This is a genomic window from Rhizobiaceae bacterium (assembly GCA_023953835.1).
Lineage (GTDB): Bacteria > Pseudomonadota > Alphaproteobacteria > Rhizobiales > Rhizobiaceae > Mesorhizobium_G.
Map to the genome: position 1 here is coordinate 1,952,728 of JAMLJB010000001.1, position 26,156 is coordinate 1,978,883.

A 26,156-nucleotide genomic window follows, 5' to 3' on the forward strand; every position below is an offset into this window, starting at 1 on the left:
GTCGCCGATCATTCGATCTCGACCCAGACCGGCAGGTGGTCGGACCCCACTGCCTGCCGGTCGACGCGGTAGGATTTCAGCCGACCGGCAAGGGAAGCGCTGGTGAACACATAGTCGATGCGCTTCATGCGCGTTTCGTCCGCCGGGTCGTGCGGGTCGACCCAGGTGGCGGGGTGGGCCTCCAGTGCGCCCAGATGCAGGGCGGCGTCGACGGCGTGGCGCGCGTTGGGCGTCAGTCCGAACACCGGGTCGGGGTGCCCGCACAGCACCGCATGCTCGGGAGTGCCGGCAAGCATGTTGAAGTCGCCCATGACGACGAACTCGTCGGGGCAGGGCGGTTCCGGCAGGCCGTATTCGGCAAGGCCGGTCAGTCCCCCGCCCTCGGCGGGATAGTTGAAAATGCGGTCCTTGAGAAAACGACATTGCGCCAGGCGCTCGTCGGGGCTGCGGTGGTCGAGATGAACGGAGTAGAAGCGGATATGGCCGGCAGGTGTCGCGATCAGGGCTTCGAGCGCGCCGCGCTGGAAATTGGCATGGTCGAAGGTGCGCGTGCGAGGCAGCAGCAGGTTGCGCGACAGGAGGATTGGCCAGCGCGACAGGATCATGTTGCCGAACTGGAAGGTGATCGTCTCAGCCTTTCCGTCCGCGATGCGCGACCCCATGTCGGCCTCGAAATTGGGGCCGTAGACGCAAAAGAACTCCGGCAGCGCCGCCTTGATCGCGGCCACCATGTCATGCCCGCCATTGCCGGGATTGTTGCGGGTTACCTCCTGCAGGCAGATGAGGTCGGCGCCGTGCAGCGCATCGACGATGCGCCCGAGATCGTAGCGGAAATCGAGCCCGATTCCGTATTGAATATTGTAAGTCACGCACTTCATGGATGCTTCCCCTCGCCCTTTTGCGCATCCTGCGATAGAGCGTAGCGCGAAAACAAGGCGGCACGTTCCAGATGAAATTCCTCGATCAGGCCAAAGTCTACATTCGCTCCGGCGACGGCGGCGCGGGCTCGGTGTCATTCCGACGCGAGAAATTCATTGAATTCGGCGGTCCGGACGGCGGCGACGGCGGCCGGGGCGGCGATGTCTGGGTCGAGGCCGTCGAGGGTCTGAACACGCTCATCGACTATCGCTATCAACAGCATTTTCGCGCGCAGACAGGCACGCACGGCATGGGCCGCAACCGCACGGGCGGCAAGGGCAAGGATGTGACGCTCAAGGTGCCCGCCGGAACGCAGGTCTATGCCGAGGACAATGAGACGCTGATCTGCGACCTGACCGCGGTCGGGGAGCGCTTCCGGCTGGCGGCGGGCGGCAATGGCGGCTTCGGCAACCAGCATTTCAAGACCTCCACCAACCAGGCGCCGCGCCGCGCCAATCCCGGCCTGCCCGGCGAGGAACTGACCATCTGGCTCAGGCTCAAGCTCATTGCCGATGCGGGGCTGGTCGGCCTGCCCAATGCGGGCAAATCTACATTCCTCGCGACGGTCACGGCGGCGAAGCCGAAGATCGCCGACTATCCTTTCACGACGCTGCATCCCGGACTCGGCGTCGCACGCATCGATGCGCGCGAGTTCGTGCTGGCCGATATTCCGGGGCTCATCGAAGGCGCGCATGAGGGCGTCGGCATAGGCGACCGTTTCCTCGGCCATGTGGAGCGGACCCGCGTGCTGCTGCACCTCGTTTCGGCGCAGGACGAAAGCCCGGGCAAGGCATACAAGATCGTCCGCGCCGAACTGGAGGCCTATGGCCACGGCCTTGCCGACAAGCCCGAGATCGTGGCGCTCAGCCAGGTCGATACGCTCGACGCTGACGCACGCAAGAAGAAGGTGGCCTCGCTGAAACGCGCGGCGGGGCGTGCGCCGATCCTGTTGTCGGCGGTTACGGGGGAGGGCGTTCAGGAAACGCTGCGCGCGCTGATGACCGAAATCGAAGCCGCACGGACCGCATGATGTCCCAGACGCTGAAAAAATATCGCCGCATCACGGTGAAGATCGGCTCGGCGCTTCTGGTGGACCGCGCAAGCGGCCTCAAGCGCGAATGGCTGGCCTCCCTCGCCGACGACATTGCGGGCCTCGTGGCGCGTGGGGCGGACGTGCTCGTCGTTTCGTCCGGGGCCATTGCGCTAGGCCGCACTATTCTCGGGCTGAAGGGCAAGTCTCTGAAGCTGGAGGAAAGCCAGGCTGCCGCGGCCGTCGGCCAGATTGAGCTTGCCGGCGCATGGTCGAACGAACTGGCGCGCTGCGGGCTGAAGTCCGGCCAGGTGCTGCTGACGCTCGGCGACACCGAGGAGCGCCGCCGCTATCTCAACGCGCGTGCGACCATCTCGACCTTGCTCAAGATGAAGGCCGTTCCCGTCATTAACGAAAACGATACGGTGGCGACCTCCGAAATCCGCTATGGCGACAACGACCGCCTCGCCGCCCGCGTCGCCACCATGATGGGCGCGGATCTGCTCGTGCTGCTCTCCGACATTGACGGCCTCTACAGCGCGCCGCCCGCCAGCGACCCGAACGCGGTGTTTCTGCCCGTGGTGGAACGCATCACGCCCGAGATCGAGGCGATGGCGGGAGCTGCCGCTTCCGAATTGTCGCGCGGCGGCATGCGCACCAAGCTCGATGCGGGCAAGATCGCCAATGCGGCGGGCACGACCATGATCATCACCTCGGGCACGCGCCTTTCGCCGCTGCTCGCCATCGAGCGCGGCGAGCGCTGCACCGTGTTCAAGCCGAGCGGCACGCCGGTCAAGGGGTTCAAGACCTGGATCGCGGGCAATCTCGAACCGGCGGGACGACTCATCGTCGATGCCGGGGCGGTGAGCGCGCTGGCTTCCGGCAAGTCGCTTCTGCCGGCGGGCGTGCGCATGGTCAGCGGCAATTTCTCGCGGGGCGACACGGTGGCCATCGTCGATGCCGATGGGCGGGAGGTGGCGCGCGGCCTTGTTGCCTATGATGCCGCCGACGCGGTAAGGATTGCCGGTCGCAAGACGGCGGAAATCGAAACCATTCTGGGTTACGATGCGCGGGCGGCGATGGTGCATCGCGACGATCTCGTGATGCATCGCGTGCTCGCGAAGGAAGGATAGGCCATGCTGAACAAGCATGAATCCGGAGATACGGTTGCCCTCATGGCGGAGGTCGGGCGCGCCGCGCGCGAAGCCGCGCGACCGCTTTCCATCGCCACCGCCGAGCGCAAGCATGCGGCGCTGGTCGCCATGGCCGACGCTATCCGGCGCAACCGGGACAATATCTTGAACGCCAATGCGCTCGATATGGCGAATGGCGAGGAAGCCGGCCTGTCCGCCGCGATGATGGACCGCCTCAAGCTGACGCCGGAGCGCATCCGTGCAATGGCCGACGGCATTCGCGCCATTGCCGAACTGCGCGATCCGGTCGGCGAAATCATTGCGGAATGGGACCGGCCCAACGGCCTTCATATCGAGCGCGTGCGCACCCCGCTCGGCGTGGTCGGCGTGATATTCGAAAGCCGCCCCAACGTCACCGCCGATGCCGGAGCGCTCTGCCTCAAGGCGGGCAATGCGGCGATCCTGCGTGGCGGGTCGGATTCGATCAATTCGTCGGCTGCGATCCATGCCTGCCTGGTCGAAGGGTTGAAGGCAGCCAACCTTCCTGAAACCGCGATCCAGCTCGTGCCGGTCACTGACCGCGCGGCGGTGGGCGAGATGCTGAAGGGCCTCGGCGGCAATCTCGACGTCATCATTCCGCGCGGCGGGCGCAGCCTCGTCGAGCGCGTGCAGACCGAGGCGCGGGTGCCCGTCTTTGCCCATCTCGAAGGCATCTGCCATGTTTATGTGGACAAGTCGGCAAGGCTCGACATGGCCGTGCCGGTGGTGCTGAACGCCAAGATGCGGCGCACCGGCATTTGCGGTGCTGCGGAAACGCTGCTGGTCGATCGCGCGGTGGCCGCCGCTTTCCTGCCGCCCATCCTCGACGCGCTCGCCGCAGCGGGTTGCGAAATCCGCGGCAGCGACGAGGTGCGGGCGATCTATCCTGCCGCAAAGCCCGCGACGGAAGCCGACTGGCGCACCGAATATCTGGACGCGATCATTTCCGTGGCGCTGGTGGATGGCATCGGCGGCGCCATCCGCCACATCGAGACGTACTCCTCCCACCACACCGAAGCGATCATTGCGGAGGACGCGGCAGTCGTCGAGCGTTTCTTCAACGAGGTGGATTCGGCCATCCTGCTGCACAACGCCTCGACGCAGTTCGCCGACGGCGGCGAGTTCGGCATGGGCGCTGAAATCGGCATCGCAACCGGGCGCATGCACGCGCGTGGTCCGGTCGGCGTCGAGCAGCTCACCTCGTTCAAATACCGCGTGCGCGGCAACGGGCAGGTGCGTCCGTGACATCGCCCGCCTGATCCCATGCCGCACGCGAACGTTCCCGCGCATTTCCTGCGCATGCCCTTTGCCGCAAAGGGCATGCAGGTCGGGCTGTTCGGCGGCTCGTTCAACCCGCCGCATGCCGGTCATGCGCTGGTGGCCGAAATCGCGCTGCGGCGGCTGGCGCTCGACCAGCTCTGGTGGATGGTCACGCCCGGCAATCCGCTCAAGAGCACGCGCGAGCTTGCGCCGCTTTCCGCGCGGCTGCGGCTGCCGCCCGAAGTCGCATCCAATCCGCGCATCAAGCTCACCGCCTTCGAGGCAAACTATCACGTCCGCTACACCGCCGACACGCTGGCGCTGGTCAAGGCGCGCAATCCCGGCGTCGATTTCGTCTGGATCATGGGGGCCGACAATCTGCGCGACTTCCACCGCTGGCAGCGCTGGCGCGAGATCGCCATGACCATGCCGATTGCCGTCATCGATCGGCCCGGCGCGACGTTGTCCTTCCTGTCGTCGGTCATGGCCAAGACCTTCGACTACGCCCGCGTCGACGAGGCCGACGCGCCGCGCCTGGCGCGGATGAAGCCGCCCGCATGGACATTCGTGCACGGCCCGCGCTCGCTCCTGTCCTCCACGGCGATCCGCAACGGCGACCGTCCGGCAGGGTGAAGCAGGCTACAACATTCGTCTGACACGTCTTGAAAGCTTCATGCGACTCTGCCTATCTTAGCGTTGTAACTCATTGAGGTTACGGCGTTGTTCTTGATGCGAAAGGAAAGACACTGAGAACAGCATTGCGGAAGAAGGCCGATCCCGCGCCTTCGCCGGCCGAGGTCAGCGGACAGTTTGCCGCCGATCAGGCCCTTCAAACCGTCCTTGCCAGTCTGGAAGATTCCAAGGCGGAAGATATCGTCACCATCGACATCCACACGAAATCCAGCCTCGGTGACTATATGGTCATCGCGTCGGGTCGTTCGCATCGCCATGTCGCGGCGGTCGCGGATCACCTGCTGAAGGCGCTCAAGGACAAGGGCCATGGCAATGCCCGTGTCGAGGGGCTGCCCGGCGCGGATTGGGTGCTGATCGACGCAGGCGATATCATCGTCCATATTTTCCGGCCCGAGGTTCGCGAGTTCTACAACATCGAAAAGATGTGGCAGGCGCCCGACCTCGAGGAAGAAACCATCCATTAGCGACCGGCGGCGAAAGCTGCGCGGCGCTCTGGGGCGGCGATGAAGATCGGTATTTGCGCTGTGGGCCGGATGAAGGCCGGCCCCGAGAAGGAACTTGCCGACCGCTATTTCGACCGTTTCGCCAAGGCCGGGCCTTCGCTCGGGCTGGAATTCGGCGGGCTTTTCGAGATTCCCGAAAGCCGCCTCGCTGGCGTTGACGAGCGACGGCGCGACGAGGCCGCCCGGCTGCGGCCCGGGCTTGCGGCGGGTGCGGCGCTGGTCGTGCTCGACGAGCGCGGCAAATCGATTTCCTCCGAGGCATTTGCATCGAAGCTGGCGCTGTGGCGCGACGGCGGCCAGAAGGCGTGCGCCCTTTTGATCGGCGGGCCGGACGGGCACGACTCCGCCATTCGCGACGAGGCTTCGCTGCTCTTGTCCTTCGGCGCCATGACATGGCCGCATCAGCTTGCGCGCATCATGCTCGCCGAACAGCTCTACCGCGCCGCCACGATCCTCTCCGGGCATCCCTATCATCGGGCGTAATTGCCAGGGGGCATTGCGTTCATTACCCCTCATCCGCCTGCCGGCACCTTCGCCCCTTGTGGGAGAAGGTGGCGGCAGCCGGATGAGGGGTCGGTTTCCGTTTCCGGAATCATGGTTGATGGTTCGTTAAGAAAGCCCGCGCTAATGTCATCGTGAAATGATTGCCGCGAGCTTGCCGACTATCCGCAGGAAACCCTTGGTGCTGTGCCTTGCCGCAGCGCTCATGCTTTGGGCCGCGCCTGCTTACACGCAGGAAACGGCTTCAATTGCGAAATCCGCCGACAGCGCGCGATTCGAATATGACAGGGTGCTTCATGAAATCACCGTGTCGGACGAACGCGTCGCTGGCCTGCGCGCCGACATTGCCAAACTTCGGAAGGACGACGCGACGCTGACTGCCGCGCTGGTGCAGGCCGCCAAGACGGAGACCAAGCTCGGCGAGGACGTGGAGGCGATTTCCGCGCGGCTCGAACCTCTTAAAGAGCAGCAGGTGATCGTGCGCCAGTCGCTTCTCGAACGCCGCGACGTGCTGGCGGAGGTGTTGGGCGCGCTCGAACGCATGGGGCTCAACCCGCCGCCCGCGATCCTGGTCAGCCCGGACGACGCGCTCGCTTCGGTGCGAAGCGCGATCCTTCTCGGCGCGGTCGTGCCGGAACTGCGCGGCGAGACACAGAGCCTGCTCGCCAAGCTTACCGAACTGGCGCGTCTCGGCGACGAGATCGAAGCCGAACGGAAGCGCCTTGCCGCCGCGGTCGAAGAGCAGGCCACGGAGCGCAAGCGACTCGCCATGCTTCAGGACGAGAAGCAGCGCCTGCAGGAAAAGAACAAGTCGGAGATCGAGCAGGAGCGCAAGCGTGCAGCCGAACTCGCGAAGAAGGCGCGCAGCCTGAAGGACCTGATCGCATCGGTCGAGCGCGAGGCGAAGCGCAAGGCGGCGGAAGAGGAAAGGGCAAGGCGCGAGGACGAAAAGAAGCGGCAGCGGGAGGAAGAACTTGCCGCCATGCCGATCCCCGAAAGCAACAGTCTGATCGGGGCGATTCCGTTTGCATCGCTGAAAGGGCATGTCGCGTTGCCTGCGCTCGGGCAGATTACCGAACGATTCGGCTCGCGCAACAGTAACGGCTCAGTGATGCTTGGTGACACGGTTGCGACACAATCGGGCGCGATTGTGACCGCGCCGGTTGACGGTAGCGTCCTTTATGCGGGACCGTTCCGGTCATATGGTCAACTCTTGATACTTGATGCAGGCGATGGATATCATATCGTGCTTGCAGGGTTGGGCCGAATAGCCGTAATGCAAGGTCAGGCAGTGCTTTCGGGCGAGCCAGTGGGTTCGATGAGCGAAAGCAAGATGGTGAGTGCGACGTCGGATTTGCCGGAGGGAGCGAATCCTGAACTTTACATCGAATTCCGCAAGGACGGGAAATCGATAGATCCGTCTCCGTGGTGGGCGAGCAGGATTTCTGGAAGGACATGAGATGATACGCAAACTTTCTCTGCTGGCCGCCGGCGCGCTGATGGGCGCGAGCGCCCTGGCCATCGTGCAGGGAGGCGTGGGTTCGCCCGCAAATGCCGCAGCGTCTGAAACCTACAAGCAACTCGCTATTTTCGGCGATATTTTCGAGCGTGTGCGCAGCCAGTATGTGACGCCGCCGGATGAGAAATCGCTGGTCGAGAATGCCATCAACGGCATGCTGACCTCGCTGGACCCGCACTCCTCATACCTCAATGCGGAAGCCGCGCAGGACATGCGCGTGCAGACCAAGGGTGAGTTCGGCGGCCTCGGCATCGAGGTCACGATGGAGAACGATCTCGTCAAGGTCATCACGCCGATAGACGACACGCCTGCTTCCAAGGCGGGCGTTCTGGCGGGCGACTACATTGCCAAGATCGACGGCGAGGAAGTGCGCGGCATGACGCTCAACGATGCCGTGGACAAGATGCGCGGCAAGGTCGATACGCCGATCAAGCTGACCATCCTGCGGCAGGGCGCGGACAAGCCGATCGACCTGACCGTCATGCGCGCAATCATCAAGGTCAAGGCCGTGAAGTATCGCGTCGACAATGATGTCGGCTACATGAAGATCACCTCCTTCACCGAAAAGACCTATGACGATCTCGAAGACGCCATCGCCAAGATCAAGGCGCAGGTGCCCGACGAGAAGCTCAAGGGCTATGTGCTCGACCTTCGCCTCAATCCGGGCGGGCTTCTGGACCAGGCCGTCAGCGTTTCGGATGCTTTCCTCGACCGTGGCGAGATCGTCTCGACCCGCGGCCGCGATCCGAAGGACATTTCGCGCTTTGACGCCCGCGCCGGTGACGATGTCGGCGGCAAGCCGATGATCGTGCTCGTCAATGGCGGCTCGGCCAGCGCCTCGGAGATCGTGGCCGGCGCACTTCAGGACCATCGCCGCGCGACGATCCTCGGTACGCAATCCTTCGGCAAGGGTTCGGTGCAGACGATCATCCCGCTCGGCGAGAACGGTGCGCTGAGGCTGACGACCGCGCTGTACTACACGCCGTCGGGCAAATCGATCCAGGGCAAGGGCATCACGCCCGACATCAAGGTCGAGCAGCCGCTGCCGGATGAACTCAAGGGCCGCGACCTCACGCGCGGCGAGTCCGACCTCAAGGGCCACATCAAGGGCGTCGAGGAGGGCGAGGACGGATCTGGTTCGGCCGCCTACGTGCCGCCGGAGCCGAAGGACGACATCCAGCTCAACCGTGCGCTGGAATTGCTGCGCGGGCAGAAGACCGACCCGGCCTTCCCGCCGAATCCGCAAAAGGCGGTTCTCAACCAATAGTTTCGGGGCGGCCTTCGGGCCGCCCTTTTCGTTTGGCGGTTGTGGCTGCTTTTCGCTTGCAGCAACACACTTCCCCTTTGCATCATGCTATGGGGAACTCAAAAGTGATTCGGCCTGTGCCGGCGGAGCATATGCTTGCTGCCTGATGATCTCGACAAGCCCTTGGGGCAAAGCACCCGGCCTTCGCGCGCGCGCCGCATCAACCGCGTGGCGGCGTGGGGCACCTTGCTTGGCCTGCTGGTCCTCGCCGCCTCGGCGGCCATTGCGCTCAGGGAGCGTCCGTTCCGCACCGTCGACCCGCAGGTCGCTTCCGCCGACAAGCCCAAGAAGGCAGCGCCGGGAAACAATTCCGGCAATGCAGCCAAATCGCCTTCGATCACGGTGACGTCGGGCGGCAGCGACGGACCTTCGATCATCAAGATCAACCCCTCGACAGACGGCACCAGCACCGGGGCCATCGTCATCAGCGACCCGAGCGCCATGCATCAGGATCTGCGCGTCGCGCATATTCCCGATCGCGCGCTGCTCGAAGACAGCGACAAGGGGCCGCTGCCGATCCGCGCCGCCGATGGCCGCAGGCCCTTCGATGTCTATGCGCGCCCGTGGTCGGGTGCGCGTGGCGCGCGCGTTGCCATCGTGATCGGCGGTCTGGGCGTCTCGCAGTCCGGCACGCAGGAAGCCATCACGGGCCTGCCGCCGGAAGTGACCCTTGCCTTCGCCTCGCAGGGCAACAGCATCGGGCGCTGGATGCAGGAGGGCCGCCGCACGGGCCACGAGGTCATCATGCAGGTGCCGCTGGAGCCGTTCGACTATCCGAACGTCAATCCGGGACGCCACACCCTGACGGTCGATGCATCCCCCGACACCAATATCGATAACCTGCTCTGGACGCTGGCGCGCACCACCAATTACACGGGTGTGATGAACTATATGGGCGCGCGCTTTACCAGCGACAGTGCGGCCATGCAGCCGGTCATGGCAGAACTGGGCAGGCGCGGTCTGCTCTATCTTGACGACGGCACGTCGTCGCGCAGCGTCGCCGCCGATCTGGCGGCGGCGAACGACGTGCCCTTCGCCGCCGCCGATGCGGTAATCGATTCGGTGCAGGACCGCAGTTCCGTGCTCGACAAGCTCGACCAGCTCGAACGCATCGCCCGTGCCAAGGGATATGCGGTTGGTACAGGCTCGGCCTTCGGCGTGACTGTCGAGGCGGTGCGGTCGTGGGCGGCGGAAGCCCGCCGCCGCGGCATCGAGATCGTGCCTGTCTCCGCAATCGTGCAGGACCCCGAGCAGGGCTGACGCATGGCGAAGACGAAGCCGACGGACCTTCCCTATCGTCCCTGCGTGGGCATCATGGTGCTGAACGCGGAAGGGCTTGTCTGGACCGGACACCGCAAGGTGGAGCGCGACAGCGAAATGACGGGCTCCAGCCAGCTCTGGCAGATGCCGCAGGGAGGGATCGACAAGGGCGAATCGCCGCTCGAGGCCGCTCGGCGGGAAATCTTCGAGGAAGCCGGGATGGAGAGCCTGTCGCTGGTGGCCGAGGCGCCGCGCTGGATCAAATACGACCTTCCATCCGACCGCATCGGCATCACCTGGGGCGGGAAATATAGGGGCCAGAAACAGAAATGGTTCGCCTTCCGCTTCGAGGGCGAAGAAACCGAAATCCGCATCGATCCGCCGCCCGCCGGGCACAAGGCCGAGTTCGACGAATGGGCATGGAAACCGCTGGCGCAACTGCCCTCGCTTGTCGTTCCGTTCAAGCGGCAGGTTTACGAGCAGGTCGTCGCGGTCTTCGCGCATCTTGCGCGATAGGCTGACCCAAAAGGCATCTGTTGCGGTGCGCCAGTTCAGCCATTACCAATTGTCCGGTCGTCATGACGAGTGGGAAAGAATGCCGGAACGACCGAGCGCAGCGTTATTTTGTGAAACAGCCGGCTATGCTCGCGTCGGCGCCCTGCTGACGATCGATCTCGGCGCCGTGCGCCGCAACTATCGGCATCTCAAGGGATTGATGGGAGGCGCACCCTGCGCCGCCGTGGTGAAGGCCAACGGCTATGGTCTCGGCGCGACGGCGATCTCGCAGGCGCTGCAACTCGAAGGCTGCAACAACTATTTCGTCGCCCATGTTGGCGAGGGGCTGTCGCTGCGCACGGCGCTCGGCGCCGACCCTTCGATCTACGTGCTGAATGGCCTGCCGCCGGGTAGCGAGGCGGAGGCCGCGCATGCGGGACTGAGGCCCGTTTTGAACAGTCTCGAACAACTTGCCGCGTGGCGTGCCGCCGCTGGCCGGAAGGGCCGCAAGCTGGCCGCCGCCGTGCAGGTCGACAGCGGCATGTCGAGGCTTGGCATGGCCCCTTCCGAGGTGGAGCAGCTTGCCGCCGACGCCGCCGCGTTCGATGGCGTAGAGGTGGCGCTGGTGATGAGCCACCTTGCCTGCGCGGACGAGCCGCAGCACCCGGCCAACGAGCTTCAGCGCGCGAGCTTCGAAAAGCTCCGCCGCCGGCTGCCGGATGCGCCTGCCTCCTTCGCCAATTCGTCCGGCATTTTCCTCGGCGCGGCGTTCCATTTCGATCTGGGGCGTCCGGGCGTCGCGCTTTATGGCGTCAACCCCACGCCCGGCAGTCCCAATCCGATGCAGCCCGTCGTGCGGCTCGACGCAAAGGTCGTGCAGACGCGCGAGATCGGCGACGGCGTCGGCATCGGCTACGGCCATGCGGCGCGGGCGCGCCTGAACATGCGGCTGGCGACGGTTTCGCTCGGCTACGCGGATGGCTGGCATCGCAGCGCCGCAGGCGCTGCCTGGTTCAAGGGCACGCGGCTGCCCTTTGCGGGGCGCGTCTCCATGGACAGCATCATCCTCGACATCACCGCGCTGCCGCCGGGGACGCTCAAAGCTGGCGACCTTGTCGAGTTCATCGGGCCGGACCAGAGCGTCGACGATGTCGCGCAACTGGCGGGTACGATCGGCTATGAAATCCTGACCGGCCTTGGTAGCCGGTTCGAACGCATCTACACGGGCCAAGGCCCAAACGCTTGAGGGGGCGAAAATGAAGGTTCTTGTTCTGGGCAGCGGTGTCATTGGCGTCACCGCCGCCTACTATCTCGCGGAGCAGGGGCACGAGGTGGAGGTCGTCGACCGCCAGCCCGGCCCCGCGCTCGAAACCAGCTTCGGCAATGCGGGCGAGGTGTCGCCCGGCTATTCCTCGCCTTGGGCGGGACCGGGCGTCCCGGTCAAGGCCATCAAGTGGCTGCTCATGCATTTCGGCCCGCTCGTCATCCGGCCGAAGGTCGATCTCGCAATGGCGACCTGGGTGCTGCAGATGCTCGGCAACTGCACTGCCGCCCGCTACGCGGTCAACAAGAAGCGCATGGTGCCGATTGCCGAATACAGCCGCGATTGCCTCAAGCAATTGCGCGCAGACATCGGCATCGAATACGACAACCGTGCGCAAGGCACGCTCCAGCTTTTCCGCACGCAGGCGCAGGTCGACCATACCGGAGACGACATCGAAGTGCTCAGGCAGTTCGGCGTGCCTTTTGAAACACTGGACCCGGAAGGCTGCATTCGCGCCGAACCTGCGCTCGCCAATGTACGCGACAAGTTCAAGGGTGGCTTGCGGTTGCCCGGCGACGAGACCGGCGACTGCAAACTGTTCACCGAACGGCTTGCAGAACATGCGCGCAAGCTGGGCGTCACCTTCCGCTTCGACACTGCCATCAAGGGCATCGCCACGCAGGCCGGAAAGATCGCGGGCGTGGATACGAGCGCCGGCCTGCTGAAGGCGGATGTCTATGTCGCGGCGCTCGGAAGCTACACGCCGTTGATCGTCAAGCCGCTCGGGCTGAACGTACCGGTGTTTCCGATCAAGGGCTATTCGATCACCGTTCCGATTGCCGATGCATCCTGCGCACCCGAATCGACCGTCATGGACGAAACCTACAAGGTCGCGATCACGCGGCTTGGCGAGCGCATCCGCGTCGGCGGCACGGCGGAGATTTCCGGCTACGACCTTGCTTTGCGCGAAGGTCGTCGCGCCACGCTGGTGCATTCCGTGACGGATCTGTTTCAAAATGGCGGCGATATTTCCAAGGCGAGCTTCTGGTGCGGCCTGCGTCCCATGACGCCCGACGGCCCGCCGATCATCGGCAAGACGCGATACGATAATCTTTACCTCTCGACCGGCCACGGAACGCTTGGCTGGACCATGGCCTGCGGTTCGGGCCGGGTGCTTGCCGACACCATTTCGGGGCGTAAACCGGAGATCGACATTTCCGAGTTGAATCTTACCCGCTACGGTTAGACGAACAGTGTCCGTTCTTTCTCGACCGCCTTGGAAATGAACGCGGCGACAGCCTGTACGCGGCGCAGCGTTCGCACGCTTTCATGATAGACCAGCCAGTAGGAGCGCCGGATCGGCGGCACGCATTCGATTGGCACGAGTTCCGGAATCGAATGCGCGATGAAGGAATGGAGAATGCCGATCCCCGCGCCGGAGCGCACCGCTTCCGTCTGGCCCATGGCTGAGGAAATGGCGAATGCCGCGTCCCATTGCGGGCTGAACTCGGCGGAATAGTCGAGCGAAGGATTCACCACGAGGTCCGGTACGTAGCCGATCAGGCGATGACCGGCCAGCGCGTCACGGCTGGCGGGCGCGCCGTGACGCTCGACATAGGCGCGCGCGGCAAAGAGGCCGAGTGTATAATCGACCAGCTTTGCCGCGACCAGCCGTCCTTCCGAAGGACGCTCTACGGTGATCGCGATATCCGCCTCGCGGCGCGACAGCGAGAACGAGCGCGGCACCGGCACGAGCTGGATTTTCAACTCCGGATGCTGCGCCGTCAGCATGCCGAGCCGCGATGCGAGAAAGGCGACGCCGAAGCCATCTGGCGCACCGATGCGCACCGTGCCGGTCAGGGTCTGGTCCTCTTCGGCGATTTCGGCGCGGGCTTCGATCATGTCGGCTTCCATGCGCTCGGCCACGACAAGGAAGCGCTCGCCCGCAGGCGTCAGTTCGCTGCCTGTGGTCAGCCGCCGGAACAGCTTTGCATTGAGCGCCTCTTCGAGCGCCGCGACCCGTCGCGATACGGTGGCATGGTTGAGGTCGAGCCGTCGCGCCGCGCCGAGTATCTGCCCGGCCCGCGCGACCGCGAGGAAAATGCGAACGTCGTCCCAGTTCATGGGCGCACATTACCCTGCAAAAATCAAAGCTCAATCCGGTGTCGGTCATTATTTTCCGCACAACGGTTGGGATTTCGCTCGCGTTGCATTTCCGGCCCGGAAGGAGAAAATGCAACAACACAAATCCAGGGAGAGAAACCATGATCGAATATGGCCATTTCATTGGCGGCAAGCGTGTTGCCGGAAAGAGCGGGCGCACCGCCGAGGTGCTGCAGCCGATGGACGGCACCGTGCGCGGCAAGGTTGCGCTCGCCTCGCAGGCCGAACTGCGCGAAGCGGTGGAGAACGCCAAGGCCGCGCAGCCCGCATGGGCAGCCACCAACCCGCAGCGCCGGGTCCGCGTGCTGATGAAATTCCTGGAACTTGCCCAGCGGGAATATGACTCGTTGGCCGACATATTGGCGCGTGAGCACGGCAAGACGATTGCCGACGCCAAGGGCGACATCCAGCGCGGCCTCGAAGTCGTGGAAGTCTGCATCGGCGCGCCGCACATGATGAAGGGCGAATTCACCGATGGCGCTGGCCCCGGCATCGATGTCTATTCCATGCGCCAGCCGCTTGGCGTCGTGGCCGGCATCACGCCCTTCAACTTCCCCGCCATGATCCCGCTGTGGAAGATCGCGCCTGCCATTGCCTGTGGCAACGCCTTCATCCTCAAGCCGTCAGAGCGCGACCCCGGCGTGCCGCTGCGCATCGCCGAACTGTTCATCGAGGCGGGCCTCCCCGCAGGCATCCTGAACGTCGTGAACGGCGACAAGGAAGCCGTGGACGCCATCCTTGACGACCATGACATCAAGGCCATCGGATTCGTCGGCTCGACGCCGATCGCGCAGTACATCTATGCGCGCGGCTGTGCGGCGGGCAAGCGCGTCCAGTGCTTCGGCGGTGCGAAGAACCACATGATCATCATGCCCGACGCCGACATGGACCAGACGGTCGATGCGCTGATCGGCGCGGGCTACGGATCCGCCGGCGAGCGCTGCATGGCGATCTCGGTTGCCGTACCGGTCGGAAACGACACCGCCGAGCGCCTGATGGAAAAGCTCGTCCCGCGCGTGGAAAGCCTCAAGGTCGGCCCCTCGACGGACTCCTCCGCCGATTTCGGCCCGGTGGTCACGAAACAGGCGCTGGACCGGATCAAGAACTATGTGGACATCGGCGTCAAGGAAGGCGCGAAGCTCGTCGTCGATGGCCGTGGCTTCAAGATGCAGGGCTATGAAAACGGCTACTATATGGGCGGCTGCCTTTTCGACGATGTGACGCCCAACATGCGCATCTACAAGGAAGAGATCTTCGGTCCCGTGCTCTCCGTGGTCCGCGCGCCGACCTATGAAAACGCGATCAAGCTCGCCAACGATCACGAGATGGGCAATGGCGTCGCCATCTTCACGCGCGACGGCGATGCCGCCCGCGATTTTGCCAGCCGCGTTCAGGTCGGCATGGTCGGAGTCAATGTACCGATCCCTGTGCCGATTGCCTACTACACCTTCGGCGGCTGGAAGGCGTCGTCCTTCGGCGATCTGAACCAGCACGGTCCGGATGCCTTCCGCTTCTACACCAAGACCAAGACGGTCACGTCCCGCTGGCCCTCGGGCATCAAGGACGGCGCGGAATTCGTCATCCCGACGATGAACTGATCCGGGTTGGGGGGCGCATGCCCCTCACTGCCCTGCCCTAAAATAGGTTGAGTGGCGGATGGTCAGCCGCGCTGTTGCAGGGCGTGGCGCATCAGAAGGTCGATGAGGCGGCTTGCCTCGTCGCCCGCCACCCGCTCGTCCTTCGCCAGCATCGCGCGGATCACGGCCACGTGGCGACGGGCCGATTCCTCAAGCCCGCCCGGCGAGCGATAGCGGAACCAGAACCTGCGGCTGTGCGCCTGCAACGGTCCTGCCACACGTGCGGCGAACGGATTGTCCGTGATCTCGCCCAGCGCATCGTCGAGCAGTTTGTCCGCTTCGAGGAAATGCGCCAGGTCGTTCGCCGCCGCCGCGTCCTGCATCGCGTCCATCGCCGCTTCGAAGCGTGCCGCCATCGGTTCGGCCATCAGCCGCGCGGCGGAGCGCGCCAGAATGATTTCCGGGCCCCGGCGCGTTTCCAGAACGCGCGGCCAGTCCGCAGGATCGAGCGGCGCGATCTGTAGGCCCGCGCGCGGCCTCACGCTCATCAGGCCCTCCCACGCAAGTCGCTGGATCGCCTCGCGCACCGGCGTGCGCCCGAGACCGATCCGCTCGATCAAGGCCCCCTCCGTCACCAGAGAGCCGGGCGCAAGTTCCAACGTCACGATCTGCCGTTCAAGCTCGTGATAGGCGCGCGAGGCGGCGGGAACCTGCTCGTTCCGGGAAAGGGTGTCGTACATGGAAATTGATATATCACAGCACGAATCCTGTTGACACCCATTATTTGATGAGATATACATCTGATATATCAGAGGAGCGGATGCGATGTGGACCGGGGTTTTTCCAGCAGTCACGACGAAATTCACCAAGAACGACAAACTCGACCATGCCGAGATGGAGCGGTGCTTCCAGTTGCAGATCGATGCAGGCGTTGACGGCATCATCGTCTGCGGTTCGCTGGGCGAGGGCCCGATGCTGAGCCATGACGAGAAGATCGAGATCCTCAAGACCGCGCAGAAGGTGGCGGGCCGCAAGCCGGTTCTGTTGACCATCAACGAAGCCGCGACACGCGATGCCGCCTCGCTTGCGAAGCGCGCGGCGAAGGAAGGCGCATCCGGGTTGATGGTGGTGCCGAGCCCGATCTATCACACCAATCCGGATGAAACGGTTGCCGCGCTCAAGGCCGTCGCCAAGGCGGGCGACCTGCCGGTGATGATCTACTCCAATCGCCTTGCCTACCGGGTGGACGTGACCTGCGACGATATGGAAAAGCTCGCGAAGGACGAGCGTTTCGTGGCGATCAAGGAATCGTCGGACGACATCCGGCGCTCGACCGAAATCATCAATCGCTTCGGCAATCGCTTCGACCTGTTCACGGGTGTCGACAATCTCGCTTTCGAGGCGCTTTCAGTGGGCGCCATCGGCTGGGTGGCCGGGCTTGTCACGGCCTTCCCGCGCGAGACGGTCGCGATCTACCAGCTCATGAAGCAGGGCCGCCGTGACGAGGCGCTTGCAATCTATCGCTGGTTCCGGCCTTTGCTCGACCTCGATGTGTCCACCTATCTGGTGCAGAACATCAAGCTGGCGGAAGTCTTTGCCATCGACACCAATGACAGGGTGCGCATGCCGCGACAGCCGCTTTCGGGCGCGCGCCGTAAGGTGGTCGAGAAGATCGTCAAGGACGCGCTTTCAAGGCGCCCCAGGCTGCCGAAATTCTGATCGCAGCAGGGGCCGCGAAAAATTGTTGGCCGAAGGTCGCCCCGAGATTGCCGTCGTAGGTTGCGGCATTGTCGGAATTGCCGTGGCCACCTTGCTTGCCGAAGCGGGGCGCAAGGTTACGGTGTTCGACCGCAGCGGCGTCTGTGAGGAAACGAGTTCCGGCAATGCGGCGGCGTTCGCCTTTTCGGATGTGCTGCCGCTTGCGCAGAAGGGAATGCTGCGCAACCTTCCGCGCTGGCTCGCCGACCCGCTCGGCCCGCTGTCGATTCCGCCATCCTACCTGCCGAAACTGGCGCCGTGGCTGTTCCGCTTCTGGCGCGCGGGCGCGCGGTCGAACCACGAGCGCGCTCTGGCCGCGCAGGTCGCGCTGATGCGGCTCGCCGAGAGCGAATGGATGGGCTTGATGGAGCGCTCCCGCACCCGCTCGATGTTGCGCGAGGATGGTTCGCTGGAGCTTTACGAAAACGAGGCGGAGTTTGCGGCGGCGCTTCCGGGCTGGAACGCGCGCGAAAGGTTCGGCATCGACTTCCGGCATGTCGAAGGCGACGGGATGGCCGAACTCCAGCCCGGCCTGTCACCGCGTTTCGTGAAGGGAACCTTCGTTCCCGGCTGGAAAACCGTCAGCAATCCGCTGGACCTCGCCAGGGCGGTCTGGCGCCATGCGGAAGCATCGGGCGCGCGCATTGTCAGGGCAACGGTCAGCCGGATCGCGCTGGGAACGGGCGGTCCGGTCGTCGTGCTGGACAATGGCGAACGCGTCGAAGTCGGCATGCTTGTTGTAGCCGCAGGTGCATGGTCGCATCTGCTGGCACGGGACGTCGGCGAGCGTATCCCGCTTGAAACGGAACGCGGCTACAACACGACCTTTCCGGCGACGGCGTTCGAGCTGAAGCGGCAGCTCATCTTTTCTGGCCATGGCTTCGTGGTCACTCCGCTCGAACACGCGGTACGCGTCGGCGGCGCGGTCGAACTTGGTGGCCTTGCGCTGCCTCCGAACTATGCCCGTTCCCGCGCGATGGTTGAAAAGGTGAAGGCGTTCCTGCCGGGCTTCGACAATCGCGAGGGCAGGGAGTGGATGGGCTATCGCCCGTCGCTGCCGGACTCGCTGCCCGTCATCGGGCGCTCGCGCGACGATCCGGCAATCTTCTACGCGTTCGGCCACGGCCATCTCGGCCTGACGCAGGCGGCGGCCACCGGACGCTTGATCCGCGACCTCGTTCTCGGGCACCCTGCACCCATCGACCTTGCGCCGTTTTCGGCGCGCCGCTTCTGACGGAGTTTCCATGGCCCGCCACACCTTCACCTGTATCGACGGCCACACCTGCGGAAATCCCGTCCGGCTTGTTGCGGGCGGCGGGCCGCTGCTGGAAGGCAGCACCATGATGGAGCGCCGGGCGCATTTCCTTGCCGAGTTCGACTGGATACGCACCGGCCTGATGTTCGAGCCGCGCGGCCACGACATGATGTCCGGCTCGATCCTCTATCCGCCGACGCGCGACGATTGCGACATCGGCATCCTGTTCATCGAAACGTCCGGCTGCCTGCCGATGTGCGGCCATGGCACCATCGGCACCGTGACCATGGCCGTGGAGAACGGCCTCGTCAAACCGAAGACGCCGGGGCGTTTGAATCTGGACACTCCGGCGGGGCTGGTCGTGGCGGAATATGTGCAGAAGGGCGACCATGTCGAAGAGGTTCGAATCACTAATGTGCCATCCTTCCTCTATGCCGAGGGCCTGACCGTCGATTGCCCGGTGCTCGGCGAGATTGTTGTCGACGTCGCCTATGGCGGCAATTTCTACGCAATCGTCGAACCGCAGGCGAACTATCGCGACATGGCCGACTACAGCGCAGGCGAGCTGATCGCGTGGAGCCCGGTCGTGCGGCAGCGGCTGAACGAGAAATACAGCTTCGTGCACCCGGAAAAACCGGAGATCGACCGACTCACCCACATGCTCTGGACCGGCGCTCCGGTCACGCCCGAAGGCGACGCGCGCAACGCCGTGTTCTATGGCGACAAGGCCATCGATCGCTCGCCCTGCGGCACAGGCACCTCGGCAAGGATGGCGCAATTGCACGCGAAGGGCAGGCTGAAGGCAGGCGACAGATTCAATCATGAATCGATCATCAGCTCGCTCTTCAAGGGTCGGGTCGAGCGTGAGGTGCCGGTCGCCAACCGGACCGGAATCATCCCGTCGATCGGCGGTTGGGCGCGGATGACGGGCTACAATACGATCTTCATCGACGATCGCGATCCGTTCGCGAAAGGCTTTGTCGTCAAATAAAATCGTGCGCGCGGAAGCTGGCTGACGCGATGCGAGATGTCATGTGAGGATGTGCTAAAATAACTGGATTCTTCGTTGGCTTTGCGCTAGGCGGTGCGCGCTGTTCTGTCTGGCGGGAATGAAATTCCTGGTGTCCTGCAAGAATCGATGGCTTCATGGGAAGCAGAACGACCCCCATAAAGGGCGTTGCATTCCTTAGCCAATCGCTTAGGACTAGAGAGAATGACATAACGGAGCGCGACCGGCGACGGCGACACTCCTGGGGAGCAAGAAGTTATGCAGTACTTCATCCAGCAGCTTGTGAACGGGCTGACGCTGGGGGCTATCTACGGGCTGATCGCAATCGGCTACACGATGGTCTACGGCATTGTCGGCATGATCAACTTCGCGCACGGCGACATCTTCATGGTCGGCGCCTTCATCGCACTGATCGTCTTCCTCATCCTCACATCGATCTTTGCAAGCATCCACGTGGTGCTGTTCCTGCTGATCATGATGATCGTGGCGATGCTGATGACCAGCCTCTACAACTGGACGATCGAGAAGGTGGCCTACAGGCCGCTCAGGGGATCGTTCCGGCTTGCGCCGCTGATCACCGCGATCGGTATGTCGATCTTCCTGTCGAACTTCGTGCAGGTGACGCAGGGGCCGCGAAACAAGCCCATCCCGCCGCTCATAAGCCAGGTTTACAATGTGGGCGGCATCTCGGTCTCGCTCAAGCAGATCGTGATCGTCGTGGTTACGGCGCTGCTGCTGGCGGTGTTCTGGTATCTCGTGAACAAGACCGCTCTCGGGCGCGCGCAGCGTGCATGCGAGCAGGACCGCAAGATGGCCGCGCTGCTCGGCATCGACGTGGACAAGACAATCTCCATCACCTTCATCATGGGCGCGGCACTCGCGGCAGTCGCGGGCACGTTGTACCTAATGTATTACGGCGTCGTGTCCTTTTCCGACGGGTTCGTTCCCGGCGTGAAGGCGTTCACCGCGGCGGTGCTGGGCGGCATCGGCTCGCTTCCGGGCGCGGTCATCGGCGGCGTGCTGATCGGACTCATCGAATCCCTTTGGTCAGCCTATTTCTCGATCGACTACAAGGACGTCGCGGCGTTCTCGATCCTTGCCATCGTGCTGATCTTCCTGCCGTCCGGCATTCTTGGCCGGCCTGAAGTCGAAAAGGTTTGAACCATGGCGGCTGTTGAAAAAAGCGAGCCGGAAAGCAATTTTGCCGTCGCTATACGAGAGGCGTTGTACGCTGGCCTGTTGTCGTTCGGGCTGTTCTTCCTGCTCATCGGCCTCGAGACCACACAGAACATCAGCAATGAGCTGATCCTCGTCCAGCGCTGGGGGTTGCTCGCGGTCGTCGTCGCGCTCGTGATGGTCGTGCGCTTCGTGTTCGTGGCGTTCATCCTGCCGGCCGCCGCGCGGCGCAAGGCCCAGAAGGCCGCGACCGTCACCGAAGAGGAACCCGGCTACATCCGGCGGAATTTCTCGAAGCTCGCCATTATCTTCCTTCTGCTTTTTCCCATCCTTTCCCTGCTGTTTGCCGGACTGCAGGGGTCGCTGAAATGGGTCGATAATTTCGGCATCCAGATCCTGATCTACGTGATGCTGGCATGGGGCCTCAACATCGTGGTCGGCCTCGCGGGCCTGCTCGATCTCGGCTATGTCGCGTTCTATGCCGTGGGCGCGTACTCCTATGCGCTGCTCGGCCAGCAGTTCGGACTGTCGTTCTGGATATTGCTGCCGCTCGCCGGCATTCTTGCCGCGTTCTGGGGCGTCATTCTCGGCTTTCCGGTGCTGCGCCTGCGAGGGGACTATCTTGCCATCGTCACGCTGGCATTCGGCGAAATCATCCGTCTGGTGCTGATCAACTGGCGCGAGGTGACGAATGGCGCAGCCGGCATTTCCGGCATACCGAAGGTCAGCTTTTTCGGGCTGTTCACCTTCAATGTGTCTGACCCCAACTATATCGCCAAGGTGTTCAGCCTGCCGGTATCGAGCGTCTACTACAAGATCTTCCTCTACTACCTCATTCTCGGGCTTTGCCTGCTGACGGCCTATGTCACCATTCGCCTGCGCCGCATGCCCATCGGTCGCGCCTGGGAAGCGCTGCGCGAGGATGAAATCGCCTGCCGTTCGCTCGGCATCAACACCACGACGACGAAGCTCACGGCTTTCGCCATCGGTGCGATGTTCGCCGGCTTCGCGGGATCGTTCTTCGCCGCGCGTCAGGGTTTCGTCAGCCCCGAATCGTTCATCTTCATCGAGTCAGCCATCATCCTCGCTATCGTGGTGCTGGGCGGCATGGGATCGCTGATCGGCATCGCCGTAGCGGCTGCCGTGATGATCGGCGGCACGGAGGCGCTGCGCGAGCTGCAATTCCTGAAGGTCATCTTCGGCCCGGATTTCACGCCCGAGCTTTACCGCATGCTCCTTTTCGGTCTGGCGATGGTCGTCGTGATGCTCTGGAAGCCGCGCGGTTTCGTGGGCAGCCGCGAACCGACAGCCTTCCTGCATGAGCGAAAAACCGTATCCGCCGCCTTCACCAAGGAAGGACACGGCTGATGAACGCGAGCGTATCCGGCATGAATGAGCCCATTCTCAAGGTTGAGCATCTGTCGATGAAGTTCGGCGGACTGATCGCCATCGGTGACCTGTCCTTCGACGCGCGGCGCGGCGAGATCACTGCGCTGATCGGACCGAACGGCGCCGGCAAGACCACGGTGTTCAATTGCATCACCGGCTTCTACAAGCCGACTGAGGGCATGATTACGCTGACGGCCAAAGACGGCAGCCAGTTCCTGCTGGAACGGCTGCCCGGCCATGACATCAACAAGCGCGCCAAGGTCGCCCGGACGTTCCAGAACATCCGGCTCTTTTCGGGCATGACCGTGCTGGAAAACCTTCTCGTCGCACAGCACAACAAGCTCATGAAGGCGTCCGGTTTCACCGTGATGGGCCTGCTCGGCCTCGGCGGCTACAAGGCTGCCTCGGAGGAGTCGATCGTCCTCGCCCGCCATTGGCTGGAGAAGGCCGACCTGATCCGGCGCGCGGACGAACCTGCGGGGTCGCTGCCTTACGGTGACCAGCGCCGCCTGGAAATCGCGCGCGCCATGTGCACGGGTCCCGAACTGCTTTGCCTCGACGAGCCCGCCGCCGGCCTCAACCCGCGCGAGTCGCTGGCGCTCAACACCTTGCTCAACGACATCAAGGATTCGACGGGCACATCGATATTGCTGATCGAGCACGACATGTCGGTGGTGATGCAGATTTCCGATCACGTCGTCGTCCTTGAATATGGTCGCAAGATTTCCGATGGCGATCCGACGTTCGTGAAGAGCGATCCACGCGTCATCGCGGCTTATCTCGGCGTCGAAGACGAGGAGGTCGAGGATGTTCTTGTCGCGGTTGGCGACGACAATGTGATTGAGCAACTCGACGCCGAGCCAGATGCGGCGCACGGTCCGGGAGCCTCGTCCTCATTCCTCGCGGGTCCGGTGTCGGATACGATCGGCCACAGCGATCCAGGTGGCGAAGTGACACGCGTGGCGCGTGGGGCGTCGAAGGCCGAACAGGTCGACGCGCTAAATCGCCTGCATGCTGCGGAGGCTGCTGCGAAGGCCAGTGCCGCGGCGGCGGGCGAGGCCCCTGCCGCGAAGCCAAAGGCGACGCGTGCCGCGAAAAAGCCTGTCGCCAGGACCGCTGCGGCAGCGGCACCAGCAAAATCTGCCGCAAAGGCGCCCGCAGCCAAGTCGGCGCCGAAAGCACCGGTAGCGAAAGCCGCGCCCAAGGAACCTGCGGCCAAAGCCGCATCGCGCGCCGGGTCATCGGCATCGGGAGTTTCGAACAGGCTTCAGGCCCCGCGCGGCGGCAAGCCCGACGATCTGCTGCTCATCAAGGGCATAGGGCCGATCAACAACCGCAAGCTCAACGAGCATGGCATATTCCACTTCGACCAGATCGCCGCGTGGAAGAGGGCGGATATCGCTGCGGCGGAAGCCTATCTCGAATTTGACGGCAGGATCGCCCGTGAGGACTGGATCGGGCAGGCGAAGCAGCTTGCGGCCCGGACGCCTAAGACCACGAAGCGCGGGAGTTCCAAATAATGTCGAACGAACCGCTTCTGAACATTTGCGGCGTTGAAACCTATTACGGCAACATCCGTGCGCTGAACGGCGTCAATGTCGAGGTCAGCGAAGGCGAGATCGTTACGCTGATCGGCGCCAATGGCGCGGGCAAGTCGACGCTGATGATGACGATCTTCGGCAGCCCTCGCGCCCGTTCCGGCCAGATCGTTTTCAACGGGACCGACATTACCAGTCTGCCGACGCATGAAATCGCCCGGCTGCGCATTGCCCAGTCACCGGAAGGCCGTCGGATTTTCCCGCGCATGACGGTGTTGGAAAATCTCCAGATGGGCGCCAGCCTCGACGGTCTGAAATATTTCGAAGAGGATGTGGAGCGGGTTTTCACGCTTTTCCCTCGCCTCAAGGAACGCGTCGCGCAACGCGGCGGAACGCTTTCCGGCGGTGAGCAGCAGATGCTGTCCATCGGGCGCGCGCTGATGGCGCGGCCGAAGCTGCTGCTGCTTGACGAGCCGTCGCTCGGTCTTGCTCCGCTGATCGTCAAGCAGATCTTCGACGCCATCCGCGAGCTGAATCGCAGCGAGAAGCTCACGGTATTTCTCGTAGAACAGAACGCGTTCGGCGCGTTGAAACTGGCGCATCGCGGCTATGTGATGGTCAACGGCAATGTGACGATGAGCGGGACCGGACAGGAACTTCTCGCAAATCCGGAGGTGCGCGCGGCCTATCTGGAAGGCGGACGGCATTGATGGCCGGACCGGCACGCGCGCAGGCAGATTAGGAAACGAAACCATGCAAGGCATCCTTCACGAAGAACCTTCCATCTGGCAGTTTTTTTTCGTCACCATCCTGCTTGGCGGTGGCGCGGCCTGGATGACAGGCAAAGCCTGTGCGCAGACATGGCGTCCATACATGACGCTTGTCCTTTACCTGCTTGCTTTGGGGCTCGGCGTGAGGTTCATCCATCACGCGCTTTTCAATGGAACGATGTTCTCGGCACAGTACTATATTGTCGATACCATCGTCCTCATGGTCTTCGGCATCCTCGGCTATAAGTATACCCGGACCAACCAAATGGTTACTCAATACCACTGGTTGTATGAGCGTGCTTCGCCGCTCAGCTGGAAGAACAGGAACTGACTTTTTGCCAATACAACCTGCTGACGGGAAATTGGCGTGACAAGTGCTGCAAAATCAGCATTGTACCTTTTCTGCGATTGGGTGGGCATCGCCGAAATGAAACCTAACGCCCACTCATTTAATGGGAGTCTCTCTATGAAGAAATCTCTGTTGTCCGCTGTTGCCATGACCGCGCTCGTCGCGTTCTCCGGCAGCGCCTGGGCGGATATCACGATCGGTGTCGCTGGCCCGATCACCGGTCCGAACGCCGCTTTCGGGGCACAGCTGCAGAAGGGTGCCGAACAGGCAGCCGCTGACATCAATGCAGCCGGCGGCATCAATGGCGAGCAGGTCAAGGTCGTCGTCGGTGACGACGTGTCTGATCCGAAGCAGGGCATTTCGGTCGCCAACAAGTTCGTCGCTGACGGCGTGAAGTTCGTTGTCGGTCACTTCAACTCCGGTGTCTCGATCCCTGCGTCCGAAGTCTACGCCGAGAACGGCATCCTCGAAATCACCCCGGCTGCGACCAACCCGGTCTTCACCGAGCGTGGCCTCTGGAACGTCTTCCGCACCTGCGGACGTGACGACCAGCAGGGCGGCGTTGCGGGCGCCTATCTTGTCGATCATTTCAAGGACGCGAAGATCGCCGTCGTCCACGACAAGACGCCCTATGGCCAGGGCCTTGCGGACGAAACCAAGAAGGCAATGAACGCCGGCGGCCTCAACGAGGTGATGTATGAAGGCGTCAACATCGGCGACAAGGATTTCTCCGCGCTGATCGGCAAGATGAAGGACGCTGGCGTCACGATCATCTACTGGGGCGGCCTGCACACCGAAGCCGGTCTGATCATTCGCCAGGCGGCGGATCAGGGCCTCAAGGCCACGCTCATCTCGGGCGACGGCATCGTCTCCAACGAGCTGGCCTCGATCGCGGGTGACGCGGTTGCCGGCACGCTGAACACCTTCGGCCCCGATCCGACACTGAACCCGGCCAACAAGGAACTCGTCGAGAAGTTCAAGGCCGCCGGATTCAATCCGGAAGCCTACACGCTGTATTCCTATGCCGCGATGCAGGTGATTGCCGAGGCCGCGAAGGCCGCCAACTCGACCGATCCGCAGGAAGTTGCGAAGGCGATGAAGGCGAACACCTTCCCGACCGTGCTCGGCGACATGGGCTTCGACGAAAAGGGTGACCCGAAGCTCCCCGGCTACATCATGTATGAATGGGTCAAGGGCGACGACGGCAAGTACACCTACAAGCCGAAGGCTGATTGATCTTTCAGGACGTAA

The 26,156-nt window shown here is 63.4% G+C and carries 25 protein-coding genes; 22 read left to right on the plus strand and 3 right to left on the minus strand.

The window, feature by feature from the left end; genetic code table 11:
- Positions 1-8: 8 nt before the first annotated feature.
- Positions 9-878 (minus strand): endonuclease/exonuclease/phosphatase family protein, encoded by an 870-nt coding sequence (locus M9924_09110; GenBank protein ID MCO5064566.1) that lies wholly within the window; start codon positions 876-878, stop codon positions 9-11.
- Positions 879-949: 71 nt separating this feature from the next.
- Here M9924_09110 and obgE point away from each other — a divergent pair, with 71 nt between their 5' ends.
- From obgE to M9924_09170, 12 genes are all read left to right on the plus strand, one after another.
- On the plus strand, positions 950-1,948 hold the full coding sequence (gene obgE / locus M9924_09115; protein ID MCO5064567.1) for a GTPase ObgE: 999 nt from the start codon (positions 950-952) through the stop codon (positions 1,946-1,948).
- On the plus strand, positions 1,945-3,081 hold the full coding sequence (proB, locus tag M9924_09120) for a glutamate 5-kinase (protein MCO5064568.1): 1,137 nt from the start codon (positions 1,945-1,947) through the stop codon (positions 3,079-3,081). The genes obgE and proB overlap by 4 nt, the downstream gene beginning before the upstream one ends.
- Before the next feature lie 3 nt (positions 3,082-3,084).
- Complete coding sequence (locus M9924_09125; protein MCO5064569.1) at positions 3,085-4,365, plus strand: glutamate-5-semialdehyde dehydrogenase; 1,281 nt, start codon at positions 3,085-3,087, stop codon at positions 4,363-4,365.
- A gap of 54 nt (positions 4,366-4,419) precedes the next feature.
- Positions 4,420-5,013 (plus strand): nicotinate-nucleotide adenylyltransferase, encoded by a 594-nt coding sequence (locus tag M9924_09130; GenBank protein MCO5064570.1) that lies wholly within the window; start codon positions 4,420-4,422, stop codon positions 5,011-5,013.
- Between the two features lie 125 nt (positions 5,014-5,138).
- A complete protein-coding gene (gene rsfS, locus M9924_09135) occupies positions 5,139-5,537 on the plus strand; it encodes a ribosome silencing factor (GenBank protein ID MCO5064571.1) in 399 nt (132 codons plus the stop codon).
- A gap of 39 nt (positions 5,538-5,576) precedes the next feature.
- Complete coding sequence (rlmH, locus tag M9924_09140; GenBank protein ID MCO5064572.1) at positions 5,577-6,059, plus strand: 23S rRNA (pseudouridine(1915)-N(3))-methyltransferase RlmH; 483 nt, start codon at positions 5,577-5,579, stop codon at positions 6,057-6,059.
- Between the two features lie 223 nt (positions 6,060-6,282).
- Positions 6,283-7,536 carry a murein hydrolase activator EnvC gene (locus M9924_09145; GenBank protein MCO5064573.1) on the plus strand — a complete coding sequence of 418 codons (1,254 nt, stop codon included), beginning with the start codon at positions 6,283-6,285 and terminating at the stop codon, positions 7,534-7,536.
- A 1-nt stretch (position 7,537) separates the two neighbouring features.
- Complete coding sequence (locus M9924_09150) at positions 7,538-8,863, plus strand: S41 family peptidase (protein ID MCO5064574.1); 1,326 nt, start codon at positions 7,538-7,540, stop codon at positions 8,861-8,863.
- Positions 8,864-8,998: 135 nt separating this feature from the next.
- Positions 8,999-10,162 (plus strand): divergent polysaccharide deacetylase family protein, encoded by a 1,164-nt coding sequence (locus tag M9924_09155; GenBank protein MCO5064575.1) that lies wholly within the window; start codon positions 8,999-9,001, stop codon positions 10,160-10,162.
- Positions 10,163-10,165: 3 nt separating this feature from the next.
- Positions 10,166-10,678: an RNA pyrophosphohydrolase gene (locus tag M9924_09160; protein MCO5064576.1), complete on the plus strand. Its 513-nt coding sequence runs from the start codon at positions 10,166-10,168 to the stop codon at positions 10,676-10,678.
- A 79-nt stretch (positions 10,679-10,757) separates the two neighbouring features.
- Positions 10,758-11,903: an alanine racemase gene (gene alr, locus M9924_09165; protein ID MCO5064577.1), complete on the plus strand. Its 1,146-nt coding sequence runs from the start codon at positions 10,758-10,760 to the stop codon at positions 11,901-11,903.
- Between the two features lie 10 nt (positions 11,904-11,913).
- A complete protein-coding gene (locus tag M9924_09170; GenBank protein MCO5064578.1) occupies positions 11,914-13,167 on the plus strand; it encodes a D-amino acid dehydrogenase in 1,254 nt (417 codons plus the stop codon).
- Here the strand turns inward: M9924_09170 and M9924_09175 are convergent.
- Entirely contained in the window at positions 13,164-14,045 is an 882-nt protein-coding gene (locus M9924_09175) for a LysR family transcriptional regulator (GenBank protein ID MCO5064579.1), read from the minus strand. The genes M9924_09170 and M9924_09175 overlap by 4 nt on opposite strands.
- A 140-nt stretch (positions 14,046-14,185) precedes the next feature.
- Here M9924_09175 and M9924_09180 point away from each other — a divergent pair, with 140 nt between their 5' ends.
- The gene (locus M9924_09180) at positions 14,186-15,682 is read left to right on the plus strand and encodes a CoA-acylating methylmalonate-semialdehyde dehydrogenase (protein MCO5064580.1); all 1,497 of its coding nucleotides are present in this window, start codon (positions 14,186-14,188) and stop codon (positions 15,680-15,682) included.
- A 62-nt stretch (positions 15,683-15,744) separates the two neighbouring features.
- Here M9924_09180 and M9924_09185 read toward each other — a convergent pair whose 3' ends face one another.
- Complete coding sequence (locus tag M9924_09185) at positions 15,745-16,401, minus strand: GntR family transcriptional regulator (protein ID MCO5064581.1); 657 nt, start codon at positions 16,399-16,401, stop codon at positions 15,745-15,747.
- 85 nt (positions 16,402-16,486) lie between these two features.
- Here M9924_09185 and M9924_09190 point away from each other — a divergent pair, with 85 nt between their 5' ends.
- The 9 genes from M9924_09190 to M9924_09230 all read left to right on the plus strand — a co-directional run bounded on the left by M9924_09190 (position 16,487) and on the right by M9924_09230 (position 26,141).
- Complete coding sequence (locus M9924_09190) at positions 16,487-17,380, plus strand: dihydrodipicolinate synthase family protein (protein ID MCO5064582.1); 894 nt, start codon at positions 16,487-16,489, stop codon at positions 17,378-17,380.
- Between the two features lie 25 nt (positions 17,381-17,405).
- Positions 17,406-18,653, plus strand: coding sequence for an FAD-binding oxidoreductase (locus M9924_09195; GenBank protein MCO5064583.1), 1,248 nt, complete (start codon positions 17,406-17,408; stop codon positions 18,651-18,653).
- Positions 18,654-18,663: 10 nt separating this feature from the next.
- Positions 18,664-19,665, plus strand: coding sequence for a 4-hydroxyproline epimerase (locus tag M9924_09200; GenBank protein MCO5064584.1), 1,002 nt, complete (start codon positions 18,664-18,666; stop codon positions 19,663-19,665).
- Positions 19,666-19,941: 276 nt separating this feature from the next.
- Positions 19,942-20,844, plus strand: coding sequence for a branched-chain amino acid ABC transporter permease LivH (locus M9924_09205; protein MCO5064585.1), 903 nt, complete (start codon positions 19,942-19,944; stop codon positions 20,842-20,844).
- A 3-nt stretch (positions 20,845-20,847) separates the two neighbouring features.
- A complete protein-coding gene (livM, locus tag M9924_09210) occupies positions 20,848-22,227 on the plus strand; it encodes a high-affinity branched-chain amino acid ABC transporter permease LivM (protein MCO5064586.1) in 1,380 nt (459 codons plus the stop codon).
- Positions 22,227-23,768 (plus strand): ATP-binding cassette domain-containing protein, encoded by a 1,542-nt coding sequence (locus M9924_09215; protein MCO5064587.1) that lies wholly within the window; start codon positions 22,227-22,229, stop codon positions 23,766-23,768. Before livM ends, M9924_09215 begins: the two co-directional genes overlap by 1 nt.
- Entirely contained in the window at positions 23,768-24,496 is a 729-nt protein-coding gene (locus M9924_09220; protein ID MCO5064588.1) for an ABC transporter ATP-binding protein, read from the plus strand. Before M9924_09215 ends, M9924_09220 begins: the two co-directional genes overlap by 1 nt.
- 43 nt (positions 24,497-24,539) lie before the next feature.
- Positions 24,540-24,887: a hypothetical protein gene (locus M9924_09225; GenBank protein MCO5064589.1), complete on the plus strand. Its 348-nt coding sequence runs from the start codon at positions 24,540-24,542 to the stop codon at positions 24,885-24,887.
- A 135-nt stretch (positions 24,888-25,022) separates the two neighbouring features.
- Positions 25,023-26,141, plus strand: a complete 1,119-nt coding sequence (locus M9924_09230) for a branched-chain amino acid ABC transporter substrate-binding protein (protein MCO5064590.1) — start codon at positions 25,023-25,025, stop codon at positions 26,139-26,141.
- The last annotated feature ends 15 nt before the right edge of the window (positions 26,142-26,156 follow it).